Annotated in this window: 17 protein-coding genes; 2 read left to right on the top strand and 15 right to left on the bottom strand. The window is 51.1% G+C overall.

Annotated elements, in window-relative coordinates; genetic code table 11:
* The first annotated feature begins 1 nt into the window (after window position 1).
* Together FOE74_RS05115 and FOE74_RS05110 are read left to right on the top strand one after the other, a co-directional pair.
* On the top strand, window positions 2-1639 hold the full coding sequence (locus tag FOE74_RS05115; RefSeq protein WP_149097529.1) for a RagB/SusD family nutrient uptake outer membrane protein: 1638 nt from the start codon (window positions 2-4) through the stop codon (window positions 1637-1639).
* A gap of 45 nt (window positions 1640-1684) precedes the next feature.
* Window positions 1685-2587, top strand: coding sequence for a DUF5017 domain-containing protein (locus tag FOE74_RS05110; RefSeq protein ID WP_188686424.1), 903 nt, complete (start codon window positions 1685-1687; stop codon window positions 2585-2587).
* A gap of 164 nt (window positions 2588-2751) precedes the next feature.
* On the opposite strand, the gene FOE74_RS05105 is transcribed toward FOE74_RS05110, so the two are convergent.
* The 15 genes from FOE74_RS05105 to FOE74_RS05035 form a co-directional block, all read right to left on the bottom strand.
* A complete protein-coding gene (locus FOE74_RS05105) occupies window positions 2752-3585 on the bottom strand; it encodes a hypothetical protein (RefSeq protein ID WP_192576593.1) in 834 nt (277 codons plus the stop codon).
* 162 nt (window positions 3586-3747) lie between these two features.
* Complete coding sequence (locus tag FOE74_RS05100) at window positions 3748-5640, bottom strand: beta-N-acetylhexosaminidase (RefSeq protein WP_149097526.1); 1893 nt, start codon at window positions 5638-5640, stop codon at window positions 3748-3750.
* Between the two features lie 142 nt (window positions 5641-5782).
* On the bottom strand, window positions 5783-7234 hold the full coding sequence (locus FOE74_RS05095; RefSeq protein WP_149097525.1) for a carbon starvation CstA family protein: 1452 nt from the start codon (window positions 7232-7234) through the stop codon (window positions 5783-5785).
* A 147-nt stretch (window positions 7235-7381) separates the two neighbouring features.
* The gene (locus FOE74_RS05090) at window positions 7382-8572 is read right to left on the bottom strand and encodes an AGE family epimerase/isomerase (RefSeq protein ID WP_149097524.1); all 1191 of its coding nucleotides are present in this window, start codon (window positions 8570-8572) and stop codon (window positions 7382-7384) included.
* A gap of 11 nt (window positions 8573-8583) precedes the next feature.
* Window positions 8584-9519, bottom strand: a complete 936-nt coding sequence (locus tag FOE74_RS05085) for a DUF4434 domain-containing protein (RefSeq protein ID WP_188686421.1) — start codon at window positions 9517-9519, stop codon at window positions 8584-8586.
* Window positions 9520-9654: 135 nt separating this feature from the next.
* Window positions 9655-10110 carry a hypothetical protein gene (locus FOE74_RS05080; protein ID WP_149097522.1) on the bottom strand — a complete coding sequence of 152 codons (456 nt, stop codon included), beginning with the start codon at window positions 10108-10110 and terminating at the stop codon, window positions 9655-9657.
* Between the two features lie 44 nt (window positions 10111-10154).
* The gene (locus FOE74_RS05075) at window positions 10155-10808 is read right to left on the bottom strand and encodes a GDSL-type esterase/lipase family protein (RefSeq protein WP_188686419.1); all 654 of its coding nucleotides are present in this window, start codon (window positions 10806-10808) and stop codon (window positions 10155-10157) included.
* A 217-nt stretch (window positions 10809-11025) separates the two neighbouring features.
* Window positions 11026-11715: a GDSL-type esterase/lipase family protein gene (locus FOE74_RS05070; protein ID WP_149097520.1), complete on the bottom strand. Its 690-nt coding sequence runs from the start codon at window positions 11713-11715 to the stop codon at window positions 11026-11028.
* Window positions 11716-11719: 4 nt separating this feature from the next.
* Entirely contained in the window at window positions 11720-13600 is a 1881-nt protein-coding gene (locus tag FOE74_RS05065; protein ID WP_149097519.1) for a sodium:solute symporter family protein, read from the bottom strand.
* Window positions 13601-13657: 57 nt separating this feature from the next.
* On the bottom strand, window positions 13658-15118 hold the full coding sequence (locus FOE74_RS05060) for a DUF5009 domain-containing protein (RefSeq protein WP_149097518.1): 1461 nt from the start codon (window positions 15116-15118) through the stop codon (window positions 13658-13660).
* 170 nt (window positions 15119-15288) lie between these two features.
* Window positions 15289-16665, bottom strand: coding sequence for an alpha amylase family protein (locus FOE74_RS05055; protein WP_225840667.1), 1377 nt, complete (start codon window positions 16663-16665; stop codon window positions 15289-15291).
* Window positions 16666-16704: 39 nt separating this feature from the next.
* Window positions 16705-18102, bottom strand: coding sequence for an alpha amylase family protein (locus FOE74_RS05050; RefSeq protein ID WP_149097517.1), 1398 nt, complete (start codon window positions 18100-18102; stop codon window positions 16705-16707).
* A gap of 23 nt (window positions 18103-18125) precedes the next feature.
* Window positions 18126-19763 (bottom strand): DUF5018 domain-containing protein, encoded by a 1638-nt coding sequence (locus FOE74_RS05045; RefSeq protein ID WP_149097516.1) that lies wholly within the window; start codon window positions 19761-19763, stop codon window positions 18126-18128.
* Between the two features lie 17 nt (window positions 19764-19780).
* Entirely contained in the window at window positions 19781-21472 is a 1692-nt protein-coding gene (locus FOE74_RS05040; RefSeq protein ID WP_149097515.1) for a RagB/SusD family nutrient uptake outer membrane protein, read from the bottom strand.
* Window positions 21473-21481: 9 nt separating this feature from the next.
* Window positions 21482-24691, bottom strand: a complete 3210-nt coding sequence (locus FOE74_RS05035) for a SusC/RagA family TonB-linked outer membrane protein (protein WP_149097514.1) — start codon at window positions 24689-24691, stop codon at window positions 21482-21484.
* Between the last annotated feature and the right edge of the window lie 7 nt (window positions 24692-24698).

Here is a 24698-nt window from a genome sequence, read left to right as displayed (position 1 = left end):
CATGAAGAAGTTTGTTTATAGAACCTTGTTCTTTCTCTCGGCAGGCATGTTTTCCTGCCAAGACTTCCTTGACACCACCCCAAAAGACTTTATATCTCCGGTTAATTACTTCAGAAATGAACAGGACATCAATACTATCCTGAATGGGGTATATGACCCCCTGGGCAGGCTGTACTCCAGACTCCTTTGGTTTGAAGCAGATGTAGCAGACCAAATGTTTGATAACCGTTCATGGGTGCAGGTAGATTTATCTTTCAACAGCTTTGATGCCTCAGACACAAAAGTCACCAGTTTATGGGACAACCTGTATGATGGCATAAACAGAGCCAATGTACTACTTGCCAATCTAGACAAGGCAGACATGAGCGCCGAGAAAAAGAAGGTGGTGCGTGGCGAGGCAAAGTTCTTGCGGGCCTACTACTATTTTCTCTTGGTAACCCACTGGGGTGACGTTCCATTCAAGACAGAACCCAGTGCGTCAGTGGTTGAGGTGAATATACCTCGCACACCTTCTAAAGTTATCTATGACTTCATTGCCAAAGAAATGGAAGAGGCAGAAGGTATGGTTAACCCCATTACCGCATACACCTACAACAGCCGGGTAACAAAATCTGTAGTACAGGGCATTTTGGCACGGGTATATTTAAAAATGGCGGGGGCACCACTTAAAGATGTCTCTAAGTATGCAGATGCCTTGAAATGGGCTTTGAAAGTGAGAGACAACGGGGCCGGCCACAGCTTAAACCCCAGCTATGCTAACGTTTTTGTTAATCATGCCAGAGACATCTATGATTTAAGAGAAGGGATATGGGAAGTAGAGTTCAACAAAGGTTCTTCTGGCCGGGTAGATGAAGAAGGGAACCTTGGCAACACCAACGGTCTTGGTACTACAAACGAAGCCATAGGGTACAGCTATTCAAGTATCAATGTATTGAAGAGCCACTTTGACCTTTACCAGCCTGCTTTGCAAGTTGACAGCATAAATGCCAATGGCACCATCAACGCGTTTAAGATCTTATACTCCCCAGATACACGCCGTGACTGGAATATTGCACCATATACGTATGTAAACAATTCCGGCACCGCCAAGAGACGCTATACAACTGCCCAGATCTACAATAGAAAGAATGCAAAGTGGAGAAGGGAGTATGAAACAGCCTTGCCAAAATCAGTAAACACTACTTCCATCAATTTTCCCATCCTGCGGTATGCAGATGTATTATTGATGATTGCCGAGGCAGAAAATGAAGTGAATGGCCCCACCAGCCTGGCCCATGAGGCCATAAACCTGGTAAGGCGCAGAGCTTACGGAAAACTAGCCCCCAATGCCTCAAAACCGGAAGAATATGATCTTAAAGGCCTTGATAAAACAGATATGAAATTAGCCATTAAAGATGAGCGCTCTAAAGAGCTCTTCTCTGAGGGGCTTAGAAAATTTGATCTTGTTCGCTGGGGCGACTATTTAGTACGTATGCGAAGCTTAGCATCTGAGGTAGCGGCTGATAATACAGATGCCACAACCAAGGCATCTGCAATTAAAACTGCCAACAATACTTCTGAAAGGAATCTACTGCTACCTATTCCGCTACGGGAAATGAGCTTGAACAGCAGTATCACCCAGAATAACCCAGGCTGGTAATCTTCTAAGTTAGTGTTATCTCATTTCTTTATGAAAGCTACAAAGATGAAAATAAAACACCTTTATCTCCTGCTTCTATTAAGTGCGCTAAGTTCTTGTATAGATAATGAAGTTACTCCTCCCAAATTTGATGTAAAGGTCAATAATGAAAAAGCCAAAGCAGGGGACTCTATCCGCTTTACCTTTTCTGGAGACCCAGATATCATCACTTTTTATTCTGGTGAAGACGGCAATGAATACAAGAACCGTGAAAGGACAGAATTGACTGGCGGAAAATTAGAACTTGAGTTTGTGACGCAGGTACTTTACGGTACCCAGAATAACAACCTGCGGCTATTTGCCTCAACTGACTTCTCAGGAATTTATACTTCTGAAGAAGTATCCAAAGCCAGTTGGGTAGATCTAACCGACCGGTTTACCTGGAGTACAGGCGCTGGCGTTGGTCCTAGTGTTCCGTCTGGCAAAAAAGACATAACAGACCTGTTGGCGAGTGGAAAACCTATCTTTTTAGCCTTCAAATATGTTGGCCAAAAACCTACAGGCACCACACCTACCCAACGCACCTGGAGGGTACATGGATTTGATGTGACCAATACCTTTCAAAATGGCACAACTTCTAACGTTGCCACTTTAGCTACAGCCGGATGGACAAGTGTTGAATTCACCAATCCTGCCAGTAAGTGGGTTTTCACATCTACCCTAGTGTACTTCACCACAGGATCAACTCTGGAAGCTTCTGAGGAATGGGCAATTTCAAAACCCTTGAACCCCAATAAAGTTAGCCCAGACAGAGGCACTCCTATCAAAGAATATACGCTGAGCAAACTGTTCCACAACCATGTCTATAAAGAACCAGGCACCTACAAAGCTACTTTTGTGGCCTCAAATGTGACCATTGATGGTCAACAGAGTGTGGTGAAAGAGGTAGATGTAACTGTTTTACCCTAACTAAGCATTGCTGTAAGTACAAAGCAGGAGTATATCATTGAAAGCAGAAGGGCAGGTTGAGATTCTCAACCTGCCCTTCTGCTTTTTTGGGTGCTGTGCCAAAGGCTGTTTTTGACCCTTCTTTGCAATACAGGCCCAAAAACAAGAAGGTTAAAGCTTGCCTTTTACCTCTTCCCTACAATGTCAATCTTCTCGCCGCCCACTTTCGCGTTGGCCGTGGTAGTGACCACAATGTGCTGGGCGTTGTCGCAGCGCATATCCGTGAAGCGGCCGGGGTGCATAGGCACCTGCAGGTCGCCGCGGTGCAGGGTGGTGTAAAGCCACTCTGAGCCTTTCACGTGCGCGGTGGTGGGCTGCACCGGCTTGCCTTCATTGCGCACCTGGTCAATGGCGTTCACGCGCTTGAACTGGCGCGGGGCCTCTTGAGTGAACCCTTCGGCCGCAAAATCTACCTCGAAGCGTTTCTTGGGGTGTTTCCCGGCATCGGCAATGACCATGCGCAGTTTCTGAGGCGCCACCATCACCACCGACATCTGGATGGTATCTCCCGGGTGCCAGGTGTACTGCTCCACGTTGGGGGGGTTGTTCCAGACGGTGGTACGCCAGAAGGGGCGCCAGGCAATGCGCTGGGCGCTGGTCTTGCCGGTGGCTTTGTCTACGGAGAAGGTCCAGGTCATGCCCGCGTCTACCTCATAATGCTCACCGGCGTTGCCGCCCATGTAGATGGAGAAGTTGTCCAGCGGCAGGTTGTTTCTGCGGTCATCCAAGCGGTTGGGGTCGGTGGTGGGGTGGCCCAAGACCACTACGCCGGTGATGCCGGTCCAGGTGTCAAAGCTGCTTACCACCTTACGGTAATAAGCCCCTGGAAAACAAGGAATAGACGCGGCAGGCGGCACTTCGCCGACAATCTTCTGGTCCGTTACACCGCCGTTGGAAGCCGTGGAGGAAGCCGTGCTTTTACAGCCCCAAGCAGAAAGGAAGGCTAGGCCTAAGGCCATCTCCCTAAGAGATAAAAAACGCATACTCATGGAATTATAAGGTTAGGTAATGGATAATACAGACAATGCCCCCCAAGTCCCGGGCAGATGCAGTAGACGCAGAGACGGCAATCAGTTTCGGGTCAATTTTTGTAAAACCAGGCCTTAAACAGAAAGCCATCTCTATTTCCGGACCCGCTTCTCCACCTCGGTAAGAGGAAGGTTGATTTCGCGGCCCACGGGTTTGCCATGCCGGTAACTGATGGCCCTGATGTGGTGCGCCCCTTTGGGCACGTCCAGCGGTTTTCCCTGGTATTTGGGGTAGAACTTGTCTGGGTTAGAGTCATCAAAGGTGTAATACATATCTACCCCCTTTATTTCAGAAGACAATACCACTTTCATGACGCCGGCGCTGTCTTTCACCGCTGAGATAATGGGCTCGTAGAAATGGGTGGCGTAGTTCACGTGGGCGGCCTCTAGCCGGGGCAGGTGCGCCTCCAGGCGCGGCACGAAGGCGTCCCACTGGCGCTTGGCCTGGGGAGTCCAGAAGACCTCGGCCAGGGAAAGACCGCGGGGCCAGGTCATGAACTGAAGCTTGCGCTCATGAGCCACCTGCTCCGTCCACAGGCTCCCCTGCCCGCCCAGCACATTGCTTGGGTTGGCTTCCTGGGGCAAAGGGTCAAAATTGTACGTGGACGAAAGGCGGGTCACTGTGAAAGGACCATTCTCCAGGAAAGGGTCGCCCTGGTAGAAGTCCAGGTAGGTGTGGAAGGCGGGGGTCATGACCACCTTGTGGCCCAGGTTAGAGGCGGCAATGCCACCTTTCATGTCTTTCCAGCTCATCACCGCCATGTTAGGGGCCAGGCCGCCCTCAAGTTTCTCGTACCAGCCCATCACTTTCTTGCCCTTGCTTTCAATAATGCGGGCCATCCGCTTCAGGAAATAGGTCTGCAGTTCCTCTGAATTCTTGAGGCCTTCGGCTTTGATACGCTTCTGGCATTTGGCGCATTTGTCCCAGTAGGTGCGGGTCACCTCATCGCCGCCCATGTGCAGGTACTCGCCGGGGAACAGCTGGGCCAGCTCCGTGAACACCTTTTCCAGCTCAGTGAAGGTAGAGTCGTTCCCGATGCAGAGTACGTTGGTGCGCTTGGGGTTCCAGGGGTCGCCGGCCAGCACCTGCTGAGGCGTCTGGGTACAGGACAGGTTGGGGTACGAGGCGATAAGCGCGAGGCTGTGGCCCGGCACGTCCACCTCCGGCACAATGGTCACGAACCGCTCGGCGGCGTAGGCAATGATTTCCTTGATGTCTTCCTGCGAGTAAAAGCCGCCGTCGGTGGCGGCTTCGCCGGGCTCCGGGGCGGTGAAGCCTTTCCAGTAGCCGGTGCGGGGCACCCGCCAGGCGCCTACCTCGGTGAGTTTGGGCAGGCTTTTGATTTCCACGCGCCAGCCCTGGTTATCGGTGAGGTGCCAATGGAAGGTGTTGAGCTTGTACCGGGCCATCTGGTCCAGGTAGGACTTGATGACCTCTTTGGGGAAGAAATGGCGGCTTACGTCCACCATCAGGCCCCGCCAGGCAAACCGCGGGTAATCCTCCACGCTTATCGCCGGCACGGCCCAGGCGGTGCCCGTCACTTTCTTCACGCTCTCCGCGGCGGGGGGCAGCAGCTGCATGAACGTCTGGATGGCGTAGAACCACCCGGCGGGGGCATTAGCGGTGATGAGTACCTGCTGCGGACTTACTTCCAGGGTGTATCCTTCCTGGCCCAGCCGGGCCACGGGGGTAGCGTTCAAAGCCAACCGGATGGCGCCGACGTTGCCTTTCGTTTTCACCACTGGCACGGGGTAACCGGTAGGCACCCGCAGGCGCTGGGCCAGCAGCCGGGCCACGCCCAGGTGGGCGGCATCACGGGCGGCCACTTCAATCACGGTCTTGGAAGTTATCCTGAAGCTGCCCGGTTTGGCCTGCCAGGACACAGGCTCCGGGATAAGCGCGATAGGGGGCCTGGCATTCTCCTGGGCCGCCAACGGCAGCCAGAGCACCAACCAAAAACAGACTACAAACAAGGACCTTTTCATACGCAGGGGAATGGAGCAGGCCTTCAAATGAGACCCGACAGGGAAGAATGGACGGCGGAAAATATAAGATAGGCAGCCGCTCCGTTTCAGGGCCGTTTCCGGAAAAACAGGCCCGGAACGGGAAACAGCGACCCAAATTTTCTTATTTGACCAGTTGCGCCACGGGGGTCCGTTTGCCTTTGGCCACCCTCACCAGCGTAAAGACCAGCAGCGCCAGCGCCACCGAGAAACCTATCGCATAGGCCACTTCAATGGGCAACTGGAAACCCTCCGGGGCCACCAGAATATAGGAAGTAGCCACGGCTGTCATGAACACGGCCGGCACCAGGGTTACCCAGTACTGCTTTTTCTCCTGGATGAGGTAGGCCGTCACCACCCACAGCACCACCGTGGCCAAAGACTGGTTCGTCCAGGCGAAATAGCGCCACACCACCCCAAAATCTACCAGGGTAAGGGCGTAACCGGCCGCAAAAAGCGGGATACTGATGAGGATGCGGTTCTTAAAGGGTCCCTGGTCAGACTTCAGGAAATCCGCCACAATGAGGCGGGCGCTCCTAAAAGCGGTGTCGCCAGAGGTAATGGGCGCCGCCACCACGCCCAGCAATGCCAGCACGCCACCTACTTCGCCCAGGAGGGAATTAGAAATCTTACTCACCACCCAGGCCGCGTTGCCGTTCTGCAGCGCCATGGTCTCGTTCAGCTCGCGTACGCCGCCAAAGAAACTCATACTGATGGCGGCCCAGATTAAGGCCACCACACCCTCGGTAATCATGGCCCCGAAGAAGATGCTCCGCCCCTGCCGTTCATTGGTCATGCAGCGCGCCATCAACGGCGACTGCGAGGCATGGAAGCCCGAGATGGCCCCGCAGGCTACCGTCACGAACAGCATAGGGAACAGCGGGAATTTCTCTGGGCTACTGTGCTGGTTGTAGAGGCTGTCAAAGGTGACCTCCGGTACGTGCAGGCCTTCGGTGAACATCACCGCCGAAATACCCACTGCCATGAACAGCATGGCCACGCCAAACAAGGGGTAGAGGCGGCCAATCAACTGGTCAATGGGCAGGATGGTAGACAGGAAATAGTAGAGGAAGATAATCCAGACCCACATTGTCACCCCACCACCGGCCCCGCCTGAGATATCGTCTAGGATTTTGGCGGGCCCCATGATGAACACCGCGCCCAGCATGACCATGAGGATGATGGTGAACACTCGCATGAACTGCTTCATGTTGTTGCCCAAATACCGGCCCGTGGTCTCGGTGATGCTCTCGCCGCCGTGCCGCAAAGACAGCATGCCGGAGAAATAGTCATGCACGCCTCCGGCGAAGATGGAGCCCAGCACAATCCAGACGAATGCGGCGGGGCCCCACATGGCCCCGGCTACCGCCCCGAAGATGGGCCCCAGGCCGGCGATGTTGAGGAACTGGATGAGGAAGATTTTCCATTGCGGCAGGGCCACGTAGTCTACCCCGTCTTCCATGGTGATGGCGGGCGTAGGCCGGCCTGGGTCCATGCCGAAGATACGCTCCACTACTTTGGAGTACAGCCAGTACCCTACAATCAGGGCCAGCACAGAGACGAAAAACGATATCATAGGTTTGTTGGTTAGGTTTGGAGGGAAGGGGCGCGGGTGGTGGCTGCTTTAGGCCTGTTTTGGCCAAAACGGCCTAAAAACAGAAAGCGGGCAAAAGAAATGCTGGCGCCCGCCCCACTGGAAGGGGAACTGGCGCCGGGTTATTCCCTATCGGGAAGAGAGGGTAATTTCCGGGGTTACTGCCGGTACGTTCTCCAGCGTTTTGTAGACCTGGTAGAGGCCGCGCGGAATATGGAAACAGCCTTTCCACTTGCCGCCTTTAAGAGACAGCAGGACTTCGTTACGGCGGTTCAGGTACCCGAACCACTCGCCGTACTGCTCATCTCTAAAGCTGTTCCAGGTGTAGTCATGCAGTTTGTCAAACCACTTCTGGCAACGCTCATCGCCGGTGGCGGCGTAAGCCTTGGCCATGCACACCAACGCCTCTACGTGCGGCCACCACAGTTTCTGGTCCCACTCCAGCTGCTGCAGCGGGTGCCCTTTGATGTCTTTGAAATAGAACAGACCGCCAAACTCCTTGTCCCAGCCGTAGTCCAGGGCGTTGAGAGCAATCTCAATGGTCTTGTCCACCAGCGCCTTATCGCCCAGGCGCAAGGCCAGGTCCATGATGAACCACATGGCCTCAATGATGTGGCCCGGGTTAATGACACGCCCCTCGTAGCAATCAGCGAAGGAGCCGTCCTGGTAGACGTTCTCCAGGATAAGGCCGCTCTCCTCATGGTAGAACACGTTCATCACCTCATGCATGATTTCCTGCATGAGGGTATCTACCTGGCTTTTGTCCAACAGGTGCTCCATCTCCAGAGAGAGGTTGCTCAGAATCATGGGCAGGGAGAAGTTGCGCAGGCTGCGAGTACCGGGGTACGCCTTGCTGTACTTGCCTTTGGGGTTTTCCCGCCGGGCCAGAATGTTCTGGAAGGTCTTGCGGGCAATGTCGGCGTACTCGTCCTCGGGCTTTACCTTGTAGAGGGCCCCAAAGCCCATGGCGGCAAAGCAGTCTGAGAAGATATTGTACGGCTGCACCAGCGGCTGGCCACTCTGGGTCAGGGAGAAATAGAAGTTTCCCTCGGCGTCACGGCCGTGTTTCTTGAGGAAATCAGCGCCGTGCACGGCCATGTCCAGCCACTCCTGCTTCTGCTCTACCTTGTCATACAACATGGAGAACATCCAGGTCTCGCGGCCCTGTAGCCAAATGAATTTATCTGTGTCGTATACTTTCCCGAATTGGTCTAAACACGTAAAGAAACCCCCATGTTTCTCGTCCTTAGAATGTTTTATCCAGAAAGGAACAACGTTCTCCAACAACTCCTGTTTGTACAGCGCAGAATAATGATGCATATAATATTTGATTAGCGTAGACTCTGTAGGTACTCTTTGTATCTATTGTATAAGTGGCCCGCCTGCAGGTAGGCGCTCTGCGGGCTCATGAAATGGGAGAACTCAAAGGTGATGGCCTTGTCATAGCCGGCCTTGCGGGCGGCCTCTAATTTCAGGCGCAGTTTCTCAAACTTGATGGGCAGGAACTTGATGGGCATGTCGCGGTCAAAGCTCTCGGCGTTGGTCCAGCACTGCAGGCCAAACGTGTCAGCCATTTTCTTGTTGATGGCGAAGAAGTCCTCCAGTTCATGGTAATCAATGTGCCCGTCCTGAAAGGCCACGGCGTCTACTGAACCCTGCAAGCCAGAAAAGATTTCGCTCCACTCCTCCTCGTGCTGGCGCAGGGAAACCGCGTCTTCTTTTGACAATTGCGCCGTGGCCGCCATCACCGCTTTCTTGCCGTCTATCCAAGGCGAGATGAAGGTGGGCAGGCCGCCGCTCACGTCTTTGCACTGCTGCCCCAGCGTCCGGAAGGCCTCGGTGGCGCCTTTGGTCTTGCGGCTGATTTCCATGCTCAGGTACCAGCCGCCAAAGCTCTTGAAGTGGCCGTACTGTTTCCAGACCTCGTCAATGACGTAGCGGTTGGCATCAATTTCTGACTGCAGGTTGCCGGTGTCCCAGTAATGCCCGCTGTCATACAACCCGAAGTAGAACTTGAGGCTGTGTTTCTCGGCCAGTTCCAGGAACATCTGCACCAGATCCACGGGCGGCTCATAGCAGCCGTAGTGCTGCTGCAGGTAGGGGGATGGGTAGGTGATGAATCGGCGGTAGCCGCTTCTGATCATGATGACCGTGTCAATGCCCACGGCTTTCATGTACCCGAAATCGCAGTCCCACTCCTCGCGGCCCCAGTTCTGGTGCGGGATGTCGTGGGAGATTTCGTCTATAAAGGTTCCGGTAATCTTCATGCGTGTGTATTCAAAATGAGGTAACTGACCAGCGAAGCTTTCTGAGTTTCCGTCTCCGAGCAAGCTTGGAAGCGGCCTTCTGCCGACACTGTCGATTACCATATGTAACAGTTAATTTATTACAGGTATAGTAGCTCAATCGTAATGAGAAACTCCTCTGTTGTACATCGTTATCACCTTATCTGGAGTGCTGATGATCTGGACTTCAAATTGCCCTTTTCTGTCTCTCCAATAGTTATTCCCAATCCTGTCATATTGTTTATCTGCAGACTTTACAGCTGAATCAAGGGTTTCTTTTAAGGAATAGTACTGGGCCATGTAGCACTTTCCAGCAAAGAAGGTACAGATGAGTTCTACCTCATTCTTGTTGTTTCTAAAAATGAGAAACGGTACAAACTCATGTTCAGAAGAGTCTCTAGTGACAGAATGGTAAGCTTTTACTTTCTGCCTTACCTGTTTTTCTGTTAGGTTCAGAAGCTCATGGTGTTGTCCTGTGGCACCAAAACTGACACAGAATAGAAATGCCATTATTGTTATAACTCTCTTCCTGGTGATAGCATCAAAATTGTATTTCTGTATCTGAAACATCATTTAATTTTAAATTTTTGATGACTATATGTCTTAACATTGGATAGCTACAGGTATTTCTTTTCTTTCAGGTACTGCACCCACACCGGGTAGGCCCCGTCTGTGACGTGGATACCGTCTAGTGAGTATTCCTTTTTGAGTTGGCCATTGGCATCGGCAAAAACCGGGTGCAGGTTGATGTAGGTGAGCTTGTGCTTTTTTGTGAAAGTTTGTAGCTGTGTATTGAGGCTGGTCACTGCTGGGTTTAGGCCTTTGAGGTAGTCTGGCTTTAGCATTTCATCGCGTAGCGGCAACACGCTCTGCACGTACAGCCTAGTTTTGGGCGACTGCTGTTTCACGCGCCGTACCAGCCGCTCATAGTTCTGCAGGATAACCGCCTCCGGAAACCGGCGCGACAAGTCATTGATGCCGATGAGCAGGAAAATCTTGCTGGGCTTGGCGGCCAGAATACTGTCTAGTCGGGCCAACACGCCGTGGGTGATGTCACCGCCAATTCCGCGGTTAGCCACAGGCACGCCCGGCAGCAACTGCGCCCAGTTTCCCCGCGCCGTGATGCTGTTGCCCAGGAACACGACGGCATTCCTGGAAATGGCCTGGGTCCGGAACTCCTTTTGGCGCAGCTCATAATGCGGGTTCACGTAGTTGCTGTCCAACTGGGCCGTTTGGGCAAAAGCGTTCCATGATGAGAGAAAGCAAAACATCGCTGCCCCTACCCTCCGCAAAACTTGAAATAACAAGGTGTCTGTTCCCATCTTTTTTCCGTTTCCCTTTTGCATTTGTTTTCCCCAAAACAGGCCTTAAACACTTTTTTGATTCGAAGCCCGGCTACTGGAAGATTTTCCTCCTTTGCTACTCTTTCAAAGCCTACCCCTCAAATTCTGTTATGGTGCCGTTTTCTGAAAAACGGCACCATAACAGCTACAGAGCTTTTGCCTTCTTCAGTTGCTCCACCCATTTGGTGTAGGCCACCAGTTTCAGGTGCAGTCCATCGGTGCTCAAATCCCTATCTAGTTGGCCGGTGGCGTCTACCAGGGCCGGGTGGATATTGACGTAGGTGTAGCGGAATTCTTTGGCCAGGGCCTGCAGCTGCGTGTTCAGATCATGGATGCGGGCGTTGGTGATGTTCTTGTAGATGGCGGCCAGCATGCCCTCGTTGACCGGAAGCACGCTTTGCACGTACACTTCGGTCTTGGGGCTCTCCTTCCTGATGCGCTGCAGAATGCGGCGGTAAGCCCCGGCAATGGCCGCCGTAGGCACGCCCCGCTTGATGTCGTTCACGCCAATGGCGAGGAAGATTTTAGCCGGCTTGGAAGCCACTACCTCATCCAGGCGGGCCAGCACGCCCCAGACCACATCGCCGCTGATGCCCCGGTTCACCACCGGCCGGCCCGGAAGCAGCTCCTGCCACTCCCCCACCTCGGTGATGCTGTTGCCCAGGAACACGATCTCATTCTTCTGGTTGGGCATGCTGCGGTAAAAATCCAGGCGCATGTTGTAATGGCCGCCGCCGTAGCTGCTATCAATCTTGGCTGGCTCCTGCTGGGCCAAGGCCGGGGTAGAGAAAAGCCCAGCCGCTAAAAGCAGGCCCATTGCTGTTATCTTCCGCATCTGCCTAGCCAACCTTTACCAGTTCCTTCTCTTCCATGGGCTTGTTCACGAAATCCTCATCGGCTTCCTTGAGTTTGTCCCACCAGTTCTTCTTCAGGAACACAGAGGTGATAATGAGCACTACCACCCAGGCGGCCATGTAGTAGTTCTCCTTAATCATGAAGTAGATAGGAATGAGCACCTGCGACATCTGCCAGACAATACCTACCAGAATGTTCATGGCATCGCGGCTGCCTTCTTTGTTGGGCACAAAAGAAGGATCTTCAGCCATCACCTCGCGCTTGATTGGTCCCCAGAAACCCCATGGGCGCGTCTCGCGGTAGTAGTTCTTCACGGCCTCGCGGTTAGGCAGCGGCGACATGTAGGTACCCACCAGACAGCCAATCAAAGAGAACAGTAAAATGATAGGGAACACGTAGATGTCCACAATCTCAGGGAACACGAACAGCTTGATGGTGGAGGCAATAAGGCCGAACAGCATGCCGTAGAAGTAGCCGTAGCCGGTGAAGCGCCACCATACCCACTTGAGCACGTTGGCTGCCACGTAGCCCCCGTACAGCGCTGAGGTAATCCAGAGCGTGAGTTTATTCAGAGAGCCGGCGTTGAAGCCGAACACGATGCCCACCATCACCAGCACAATAGAGGAGATGATGCTCAGGCGCACGTACTTCTTGTCGCTGGCGTTGGGGTTGATGTATTTGCGGTAGATGTCGTTGACAATATAGGCCGGGGCCGAGTTCACGAACGCCGAGAACGTACCCATGAAGGCCGCCAGCAAACCGGCCAGCAACAGGCCCCTGAATCCGTCGGGCACAAACTTGTTGATGGCGAAGGGCAGGATCTTCTCAAAGTCCATGTTGGCGCCCATGCTGTTGAGTTCAGGCCCCAGGTATACCAGCGCCAGCACCGCAAAACCGGCCACCATCAGATAGCGTGGAATGTACATGACCCAGATGGTGGTGAAGCTCATCTTGGCCGCCTCTGAAGGCGTGCGCGCCGAAAGCACCCGCTGCATGTCATACGAAGGCACCGGACCGGCAATGGAAGCGAAGATTCCTTTGAACAGCATCATCATGAACAGCAGCCCGAAGAGGTCAAAGCCATCGGTTTCCAGTTTCTGGTTCACGGCCGGGAACGGCGTGTTGCTCCAGTCCAGGTCCAGGTTCCAGCCAAAGGTGAGGTCTTTCCAACCCTCCGGAATGACGGCGTTGATTTGCTCCGCACTCACAGAAGTATAGGCCACGTAGCCAATCACGAAGCAGGAAATAGTCATGATGATGAACTGCAGAATCTCGGTGGCCACCACGCTGTACATACCGCCTTTCACGGTGTAGAGGGTTGTAATGGCGCAGATGATCAGGGCATACGACCGCTCAGAAGACACCAGCCAATCGCCTAGCATAAAACTCATGTCCCAGGGCAGGATGATGACACACAGTTTACCTATCCCTTCAAAAAAGTAGGCGATAAACCCGAGCACGCTGATCACGGCAAAGGCCACGATGATGATGTGCGACAGCTTGGCTCCTCTCCCATCCCCGAAGCGGAAGGTGATCCACTGCGCCCCGGTCATGACCTTGGAGCGGCGCATCCAGATGGCCAAGAACACGAACACGAATACCTGGTTCCACACGGGCCAGAGCCACGGAATCCAGGCGCTCTTGAGGCCGTACACAAACAGGATCATCACCGTCCACATGGTCCCTGACACGTCAAACATGCCAGAGGCGTTACTGAGGCCCAGGTAATACCACTTCATGGTGTTGCCTCCCAGAAAGTAACTCTGCATGTCAGTAGAGGCTTTCTTGGAGATGTAAAACCCGATGCCCAAAATGCCCACGATGTAAGCAAAGATGATGGCAATATCTAAGGTGCTTAAGTTCATTCTCTTTAAATTATGGGGCGGTTTTTATTGTGTTTGTTGTTTAGTACTCAAATAATTCTAGGTGCGCCAGAACCAGCCTTTGCGGGTGGTGAAAGCCGTGACAGCCACCACGGCCCCGGTAATGACAAAGGTCTTCACCACGCCCAGGTACACGTTGGCCTCGCGCAGCGCCTCCAGCCCCTCAGCCAGGTGGGTGAGCGCCAGCAGCGGAGACACCAGAAACGCCGTGGCCACGTACGCCACCATGGGGTTCTGGCCCGACTGGATGATGGATTTCCAGAATAGGTTCTGGGAGAGTCTCTGCGAGAGCAACTCGCAGAGGATGTAAGCGAAAAAGGCCAGTCCGCTGGTCAGGAACCAGAAGCTGTAAGAAGATGGGTCTTTCTTGATGCCCCCTTCATAGGGTTCAAACGTGAGCCCCAGGAACAAAAAGAACACGCCCCAGCCAAAGAGCTTCTGGAACAGCTGCTCCTGCGTGGCAACGGGTTTTCTCAGGAGCCACAGGCCCGCCCCGCTCAGCACCGCATCCAGGGCCAGCGTGAGCCCAATCTGGCGGGTGTAAAGGCCGTACAGGTTCCCCACCACCAACGCAAAGCAAAGGAGCGACAGCAAACCCTTGGAGACACCCGCCCCCTGGCCGGCAGCAGGGCTACGGAATTTCACCAGCAAATCACCCAGCACCGAGCCAGGTAGCACAATGCACAGGTATTTCAGGAACATGAACTGGTACATCCACTTCACGGAAGGGTGGAAATCCCAAATGGCGCTGGTCCAGCTGCCTTCTATATCATGCGTAAGCCTAATTGCGGCAAAGAATGCCAGCGTGCCCATGCGCAGCAGCAGGTTGTGGCGGGTGAGTATATAGATAAGGGAACCGAACACAGCCATGTTGGCCAGCACCATAATAATGATGTCGTTGCGGTTGTGGTCAAACGTGAACTCCGTAAAGGTGACGTGCGCCCACAGCAGTGCCGCAATGATGCCAAAGCCCGCCAGCTTCAACCCGGTCGCCTTGCCGCTGCTCACCTGCGGAAACCGCATGAACACCAGGAAAAAGCACCCAAACGTGAGCAAGGAGGTAAGTTGGTTGACCCATCCGGGCCCCTGCAGGCCAAACCAGTTCAGGTGCCGGAGAATGATGGCGAAAAACAGCAGCAGCGCGCCCCGCTTGAACACGTTCAAGAGCACCTCAGAGAACTGCCCCTGCTCTAGTTTTCTACCCATGGCCAGCGGGAACGCTGCGCCCATGGCAAACAAGAAGAACGGGAACACCAGGTCTACCCACGTAATACCCGGCACCTGGGGCGTATAAGTAAAATCAGGCGGACCTACCTGGGCATGGAACATCCAGCCCGACCACGGCGCCTCGTGCGGAAATACCCCGGAGAACACCATGCCTATGATGGCCAGGCCGCGCAGGGCATCAATCCCCAACGCGCGCGCACTAGCGGGCACAGCGGGTTTGGTGGCTTCAGCCGCTGGGGCATTCTCTACAACTGGTTTGGCAAGAACTGACATAGCCTGTTATCGTTAGCTGATGGTTGGGTGTAGTACTCCTCCTCTCTTGCCGCTTTCTCTTTCGGCGGCAGCCGCTCTCCTGTTCTTTCTAGTTGATTAATGAGGTTTGTTTTAGGCCTGTTTTTGGGAAAATAGGCCTAAAACGGTAGGGGTAATCGTATTATCGGGGGTTATTCGGTTAGACCTCGCTTCAGTTCAGCCCACCAGCCTTCGTTGATCACGTGCACAATGTCAAACACCATGGCGCCGTCAGATTTGGCACGGCACATTTTCAGAGCCTTCACAAACTGCTCCGGGTGGCCTTTGTACTGTTCCACATACAGCCCCGCGTACACGGGCACTTTGCCTTTGGTGATTTTCATGGCCATCTCGGCAGAACCCTCCACGGTGTACCAGTCTTCAGTACCCCGTGTCTGGCCTGCCTCTGAGCGGTTCACGGTGTTCACGTCAATGTTGGCGGCTTCTTTCTTATCTACCTCAAAGTAGTAACTGCCGGTGGTGTACAGGTCCAGCGCCTCGGCGTAGCCGAAATTCTTGTAGTTTGGCGTTGCCCAGCTATAGGTCTGCGACGGGTCATACTCCTTGCTGGCCCAGTTCACGCCTACCTCGTAGTAAGTGGGGTACCAGGCGCCAGTGTAATCCCCGAAGATAAGCTTGGGATTGATTTTCTTGAGTTCAGCGCGGGCTTCGTAGATAAAATCATGGATCACCTTGGCACGCCACTCAATCCATAGCTTGAAAAGGGGGCCCGGCACCCGCACCGGCTTGCCATCTTCGGACTTTCTGTCTTTGGAGTAGGTGTAGATATCTGCCGGGAAGTTGGCTACTTGCTTTCCTATGTACTGCTCAAACATCTTTCTGGAAGCGTCAGAAAAATCAGCCTCAATGCCGTCGTAGCGCACGCGGTCCAGCACCACCCCATCCAGTTTAGGGTACTTGCTCACCAATTCTCTCAAGACAGAAAGCTCGTATTTCTGCACCTCGGGCAAAGCTGGGTTTACCATGGCCGAGTATTTGTGCTTGAGGGTGGTAATCGGCTTCATGCCTTCAGCCGTGTAGTTCAAAGACTGCCAGTCTTTCTTGGCGGGATCATTGTACACAGGTCCGCGGTCAAAGTAGTTGTGCCCGGCCACAAAGATGTTGGTGGAGGCGTGCACGGTCATGCCCAGTTTATGCGCCTCTTCAATAAAGGCGGAGAGCAGGTCGAACTTCTCGGTTTTGGTAAACCCACCCCACTCCTTCATGACCGGCGCAATTTTACTGGGATACAGCACCTCACCGGAAATCGGCTTCACGTCCACGATCACGTCGGTCACGCCGGCGTCTTTTGACTTGGCCAGGTAGTACTTGATTGAGTCCTGGAACGAAAACCGCTTGAAGTTGGCGGTGGCGTCAAAGTACAGCAGGTTGCGGCCTTTGGTATTTCCCATAGGGTTGGTATTGGCTTGCGCCGAGGGGGCAACGAAAGAGGTAGCCTGTGGTTTGGAGCACATGCTCAGCACCAACACTGTAAGAAGTGCGGTTACAGAAGTGGTAAACTTATTCATGAAATTTCTAAAGTGAAGATTTTGCCTATAGAGGCTATTCTATTTTTTACCGATACCGGCTTTTATCTCTTCCCACAATGGCTCCTTGAACTGATTCCACTGTGGAGCATATACATGGCATACATCAAAGAGCATGACCCCATCTGAATTCTTAATAATATGCTGGATGGCGCGGGTGATGTCTTCTTTCTTATCCCATTGTACATTGCCCATGTCTATACTGCCCAAAAGAGGTACTTTCCCCTTGGTCACGTATTTGCCGGCATTGAGTGACCCTTCCACGCTCCACCAGTGGTATTGATTGGTGGCACCGGGCACATCTGTCAGGTTCACGTACTTGAAGTAGTTACCCGTCATGAGCAGGTCCATCTCCTCTGCGTAGCCATATTCATTGTAACCAGGATATGCCCAGTCAAAACGGATGGTTGGATCGTTGAAGGGATCATAGGTTTTGCTGGCCCAGTTCACCCCAACCTGATAATAGCTCGTGTACCAGGATCCCACATAGGCACCAAACTTTATGTTGGGCTTGATCTTCTTGACCTCCTGTCTGGTACTCTTCACAAAGTCATAGATGGTCTTGGCCCTGAACATGAGCCAGCGCTTATAGTACTTGCCTGTGGTAGCTGGGAGCACCTGCCCGTTGCTGGTGCGCCAGCTGGTCACAATATCGGCCGGAAAATTCATGGCTTTGGCGCTGTTGTCTTGGTATTTCTCTTCCAGGTACTTAATGAATTTCTGCTTGCTATAATCTGAGAAATCGCCGTTGATGTCATTATACCGGCAGTAGTCCAGCATAATGCCATCTATGTTGTACTTGGTCACCACTTCTTTGATAATGCTCTGCTCGTACGCCTGCACTTCCGGATGTGCAGGGTTCACAAAACCGTTGGCACCCGTTGAGGTGATCGGAACACGCTGTCCGCTTTCCGTCATGACTATATTCTGGTATTCATCTCTGAACTTCGGATCATCGAACACTTTCCCAATCTTCCGGAAGCTATCTCCTTCTACAAACACTCCCACTGAAGCGTAAACCTTTAATTGACGCTTATGTCCTTCCTCTATCAAGAAATTCACATAGTCCACGCCTTGCGGCAGGGAGCGTCCCTCCAAAGTAGTAAGCTGACGCGCGATGGAACTGGGATAAACGGTAAACCCGTTGATTCCTTTTACATCCACCACAAAACCCGTTACGCCTACACTCTTGAGAGAGTCAAGCACTACTTTTATCTGTTCCGTGTCATTGAACTTACCATGGGTGCCAAAAATATTGGCTCTTGCCTCAACCCATACCAGTACCTCCTTATCCTTTGGATTTACAGGCGCGGTGGGTTCTGGCGTGGGGGTAGGTTCGTCCTCGTTTGAGGAGTCTTTGCAGGCTGCCAACAACAGGCAGCCCGCAAAGATGATATACTTCAGTTTATTTAAAAACATGCTAAAGAACCTTAGAGTGTGGCTTAGTTAGGATCATAATTGGTCAACTCATAACCAATGATTCCACCATTGGTGAGCAGCAGGTAGGCCCAAGCTTTTTCACCGTCTGGCGATACCACCACCTCAATATCAGCGGTTCCATTCGGGTTTGCGGCTCCAGAAATCTGATCTGATGTAAAGATTTTTGTCGCCATTGACGCACCATTGATCTTGGAAGGATCTGTTACATCGAAAATTGCTATTCTTGCTTTGTCAAGTGAGATAGCCAGATATTCTACTATTCCAACGTACTTTGCATTATTAAACTCAAAGTAGTCTATTGGCGTGTGGAAGGCTCCAACCAGTGCAGGGGTATTTGGCATAGCCGAAATACGTTTACCCGTGGTTCCGCTTACTAAAGCGATTTCGCTGACGTAGTTCAAGAAGAAATCTGTATTTGGAGATGAAGAAATGGGCTGCGCATCTGAAATAAATGTCCACGCACCAATCGGATCACCATAAGTGATCTTTTCAGGCGTTTGACTTACCAGTTTCCCACCTGAAACCACCCATTTTAGAATAACCTGATTTCTTGACTCTGTTGCCATTATCACGGCATTGGTGTTCAGGTTTCCGTACACGCTCAACCTTCTGCCTAATGCCCCGTCTGTTGTTGAGCTTGACTCATTTTTGTAAGTAATAAGCAACTCAGGGGTTTGATCCATGGCATTATCCCATTTGTAGATAAGGAAATTTGAGCCCTTAGGAGTGAAAGAAGAGCCTATGATATGGCCAGCCTCGTCACTCACCATAGAGAAAGAACGGAAAGAGGCACTTGGCATAGTCATATTCCCTACAAGGGCCCCGGTTATTCTGTTAAGAATCCGGTATCTTGAAGGAGTTGTGTTAGTTCCAACTATTACATAGTCTCCGCTAACAGACAAGCTTGTTTCTGTATGGGCACCAAAGCCACCTACTTCAGAACCTGCTTTTACAAATAGCTTTCTTGTGATACCAATTCCGTAGTTCAGCTTTTGAGGAGGAACCGCCACAAGAGTATAGGTCTTGTTTGTGCCGTCTACCCCTGTGATTTTTACCGGCACTGGATTTGTCAGGTTGATTTGGGAACCGGAAGGGATAGAAGAGGTTGAATGCCGGCTGATACCTATATTCAGAGTAGCATTAGAGACATCTACGCCGGGCACCACATAGAATACCAGTTCACCGTTGCGCTCAAATCCCGTTATTTCCTGCCCATCCACCATGATGCTTACTGTTCTTACAGAAAGGTCGGCTACTTTCTTAACTTCAATCCAGTAAGACTTTACCGCTCCAGTACCTGAGGCGACGTCAATTTTTACAGGTTGTGTTAAATCCATTGGGTTGCCCAGAGCAGGGGTTATTCTGGCATCAACAGGGATATTGGCTCTAAGAACCAAATTCTTCAAATCCACCCCGTTATCAGATTCAGCAGGGAAAAAGTGAGGTATCTCAAAAGTGATGGTCTCCCCAGTGGCACTATATTTACCATTAAAGCGGGCGTCTTTCTGCCCGGGTATGGTGAGCCAGATATCAGACAGTTGATTGTTTTCACTGTTCTCGAAGGGCTCTGGTGTCTCACAGCCGGTCAAGAACAGCAGGCTTAGCAGAAACACGGTACAGCTATAGAAATATCTTTTCATTTCAAGTGATTTAAATGTTACCAACCTTGTATTTGTCTCAATGCCTTGTTATTCGCAATTTCTTGCTGCGGCAGAGGGATATAATACATCTGAGATAAGAATCTCCGGTCCTGCTTGTCAGCATCTACACGCTCAAACTGTAGGTTTCCTGCCGCATTCTTAGTGATTTTATCACCATGTACTCGCTTGTTATTAAGCACTATATGGGCTTTTCTCCAGCGGCGTAAATCCCAGTAGCGGTGTCCTTCAAAGGCCAGCTCAACAATACGCTCATGCTCTATGGCTTTCATCATTTCTGCTGCCGTCTGGGCCTGAGTATTCGGAAGATTTGCTCTTCCTCTCACCTCATTAAGTGCATTCTTTGCCGCAGGCAGGTTACCTAACTTCGTTTGAGCCTCTGCATAAATAAGCAGTACCTCCGCGTAGCGAATCAACATCCAGGACTGAGCCGATTTATTTTGAACAAAATTGGTGTTGGTAGGGTCTAGGTATTTACGGACATAATAGCCGGTAACAGTATTGCTAGGGTTAGCATCAGTACCATATTCTATAAAACCTACATTCCCCCCCACAAAGGTTTCCAGGGTTCTACCTTGCCAAACTGCGCCGTTGTAAAGAACAGTACCATAAAACCTTGGGTCACGGTTGGCGTAGGGGGCAGCGGCATGAGCAGGATTTGACCAAGAGAACTTTTCGCCATTGGCCATCTCAAACTCTTCTACCAATTCAGCGGTTGGGACGCCTTCAGCACGGTTGCTGGCCGCAGCTACCGGTGGTGAGAATCTACTATCATACGTATGGGTCACACCAGGCCGCTGGTAGTCCACCGTGAAAATAGCCTCAGCATTATTAGAGGTGGTAAAAAGGGCGGTAAAGTCTTTAGGCAGGCTGTAGCCTAATTTCATCACCTCTGCGGCTGCATTGGCTGCCCTTTGGTAAAACTCACCTTGCTTGGCAGAAGGGATTCCAGTTAATGGATCACTATTGAATTGCTTATTATCATACTCTGCAATTGAACCTGCATAAAGCGCGGCCCTTGCTAGCAGTGAGTATGCGGCATCCTTTGTGGCGCGTCCTCTCCAAGTAGCTCCCGCTTCAGCCTTGGTAGGCAGGTGCTCAGCTGCAAAAGCGAAATCTGCCAAGACAAAATTCCAACTCTCCTCTTCACTAGACCTAGGATTGTTAGACTCTGAGGTGAGTTGGGGTAATAGCACAACGCTGCCGTGCAGTTTAACCAACCAAAAGTATACGTACCCTCTAATGAACCTTGCTTCTGCTTCATATAATGTTTTCTGCTCTGCGGAGAGCCCTTCAGCATACGTATTGACACCATGCATCAATTCATTTATTCTACGTATGCGGTTAAAGCCTGCACTCCAATAGTTAAAATTTGGACTTGTAGCGCTCACCCGCTGAGGCTCAAAAGCCAAACGATTCACAGTTCCGTTCCCCTCTGCCGAGGAGGTGTATTTCATGATATCTGTTAAACCATCTGTGGCATTATCATACCCTATGGGGAATTGCCCAAACTTGAAAGTATGGAATTCATTGTACATGCCTGCCATGTACAAATCAATGCTCTCCGGATTTTTATAAACAGTTAAATCCGTATATCTGTCATCTAGCTCCAAATCTATCTCACAACCTTGAGATGCTAACAGAAGCCCTCCTACAAGCAGACATTTTAAAGATGAATATATTCTTTTCATGATGTTTGTCTAGAAAGTTAAGTTGGTACCTACGGTGATCACCCTTTGCTGCGGATAGAAGCCATTGCTCACGTTTGGCATCTCCGGATCAAGGTACTTTAAGCGGTCATCTGAGAGAGTAAAAATATTAGAGCCGGATACATAGAAGCGCCACCGCTCCACTTTTACCCGCTTCAGGAACTCTGGGCTAATGCTATAGCCCAGTTGGATCGACTTGAGGCGCAAGTAAGAACCGTCCACTACAAAGTGGGAGTTAGGGTGACCATTATGATTAGGTGCACCACTTCTGTTGGCCTGCAGCCTTGGGTAATAGGCATTCGGGTTCTCTGGTGTCCAGGAATCTTCCACCAGGTAATAAGGAGAGTTACCAAGATTATAGAAAGACCGGGTAAATGGCGTGTTGTCTGCTACACCGGATACCCCAGCTGCCCCTTCGTATGTTCCTCCCAAAGCAACATCTCTTCTGGCAGCACCTTGGAACAGGGCCGAGAAGTCAAATGGGCCATATTGAGCATCCAAGTTTAGGCCATACATGATTTCCGGCACATTGCTTAATCCAATATAGGTCTGATCACTGGCATTAATCTGCCCGTCTCCGTTTATATCTCTGTATTTGATAAATCCTGGAGCCGCCTGTCCACTTGGTGAGCTTGCCCAGTTGTTAACTTCCTCCCACGATTGGAACAGCCCCTCAGAGATGAAGCCATACTTCCCGCCCATGCTTCTTCCAATTTGATTTTGCCACTCAGCAATACTAGCTGCCTGGTCATATTTAAGAATTCTGTTCTTGGCATAGTTGAAGTTACCGGTAATCCCATAGCTGAATTTATTGATAGAGTTGCGGTGTCTGATCTGTAGATCTACCCCTCTGTTATCAACTACAGCTGAATTGTTTGTACTCGGGAAAAAGCCTCCTATGGATGGGGGGTAGATACCAGATACCCCTTGTAAGATATCACGGGTTACTTTATAGAAGAAGTCTGCTTCCACATCTAACAATCCATCCCAGAAAGAAGTCTCCATCCCAATATTAGTGATGGAAGTAGTCTCCCATGTAAGATTTAAGTTTGCAGGACTACCAGTATATAGGGCCGCAATGGGCCTACCCCCAATAACTACTACCGGGGCATCAGTAAGTGAAAAAGTATTCAGGTAGGCGAAAGTATTTGAAGCTCTATCATTCCCCACTTCTCCATAAGAACCTCTTAGCTTAAGGAAACTGATTGGTGATGAGAAGTTCTTAAAGAAAGGCTCATTGCTCACGACCCAGCCAGCTGATACAGCCGGGAAGAAACCGGCTCTGTTATGTTTGGGGAAATTGCTGGATTCATCATACCGGGCAGAGAATTCAATCAAATATTTCTCTTTAAACCCATAATTCAACCTAGTTACATAACCCCCTCTAGACGTTAGTGAAGAAACACCTCCTGGCCGTATGAAGTCTTCTGTTGCCGTTCCACCAAAATTCAACTCCGGTATATCTCTCAGCGGGAAGTTTCTTGCCCCTGCCGTCAGATTCTTGTTTTCAAACTTGCTGAATTCGTACAATAGCAAAGCTGAGACAGAGTGATCATCTCCAATAGAAGTATTGTAATTAATACTTGGCTGGAACATGGTATGACTTCTCTGGGTATATCCTTGGGAAAGTACAGTAGTGGTGGCAGTGGGGGCCAAACTCCTGTTCCACACGAAGCCTGTATTTGTTTGTTGTCTAGTAGATAAGTAATAGGGAGTGAGCCAATTTTTGGACTCCGTCAGAACTTTATCATAGGCCCCCTGCAACTTCATTTCTAACCCCTTTACCCCTGGCACTTTGAACAAAAAGGAGAGGTTGGTTTGAAAGACATCTGTCACAGATCTCTGGAAACCTGAATTGTCAACCGCAGCAATAGGGTTTACCCCTCCACCACTTCTCCAGGCAGCAGCTGGAAGGCCATTATGGGTTGCTGGAATATTAGGCAATGCCCTGACAGCTTGGTAAAAAGGGCTCATCCAAACGGAATTATCCGCCACTACCCCTGGGTTCTTTCTATCCTCCCGACGCGCTCCTATGGTCATGCTGGAAGAGAGATAGTCATTAAAGATAACATCCAGATTAGTTCTAAGATTATAGCGAGTGAAGTTGGTGTTCTTCACCACCCCATTCTGGTCAAAATACCCTAGACTGGTAAAATATTTCATTTTATCAGTCCCTCCACCAATAGACACGTTATGATATTGAGAAGTGGACGTATTATCTACCAAGTCACCCACCCAGTCAGTATTCCCAAAATCGGCGGTGTGGGTGCCATTTCTCAGAGCCTGAATCTGATCTTCTGTGTACGTCAGGGGGAGAGGATCGCCACCGGTATTCATCAGGTAGTCATTATCCATTTCCTCCCCTCTTTTGATCCAATGCATGTAGTCAGGACCATTTAGGAATTTAGGAAATCTAGTGTTTGAATTCAGGCCAAACATAGTATTGTAAGTGACAGAAGGTTTGCCCGTCTTTCCTCGCTTGGTAGTGATCAGGATCACCCCGTTAGAGGCTTGCACCCCATATACCGCAGCCGAAGCATCTTTCAGAATAGAGATTGTCTCAATTTCACTTGGGTCCAGGTTCTGGAAGTTTTCCCTTGGAACCCCATCCACAATAACCAAAGGCCCCTGCGCAGCGCCATTAGTGGTACTCAAACCCCTGATCAACAAGGCTGAGTTATCAGCCCCCGGTCTACCTGAGTTCTGCACTGCTACCAAACCAGGCAAACGTCCAGCCAAAACATTAGAAATGTTCATTGGGGGTGCTTGGGTAAGCTCTTTGTTCCCTATTTGAGCAACAGATCCCGTCAAGGTAGATCTCTTTTGAGTACCGTACCCTACCACTACTACTTCGTCCAAAGCGCTGGCAGACTCTTGCAAGACTACTTTGATATCCGACCCGGCCTGAGCGCTTACTTCTTTGCTCTCATATCCTATATAACTGAAAACCAAAGTAGTGCTACCGCTTGCCTGTACCGCAATCTGGAAGCCACCCTCCACGTCTGTTGATGCACCCACAGTTGTTCCTTTTACCACCACTGAAACGCCTGGCAAAGCCTCACCTGCCTTGTCTGTGACCTTTCCTGTGATGGTTTGCGTTTGGGCCATTACCTCGTTTTGCCAGCACAATAGCATGACCAAAATCATAACCAGTGTAGGCAGCCGTAGTTTTTGTCTAGCTGCAAGTATAAGTTCTGTCATTGTTTAT

It is taken from the genome of Rufibacter glacialis (assembly GCF_008271745.1).
Taxonomy (GTDB): Bacteria; Bacteroidota; Bacteroidia; order Cytophagales; family Hymenobacteraceae; genus Nibribacter; species Nibribacter glacialis.
The sequence above is the reverse complement of the archived record's forward strand: the minus strand, read 5'-3'. Positions and strand labels throughout refer to the sequence as shown.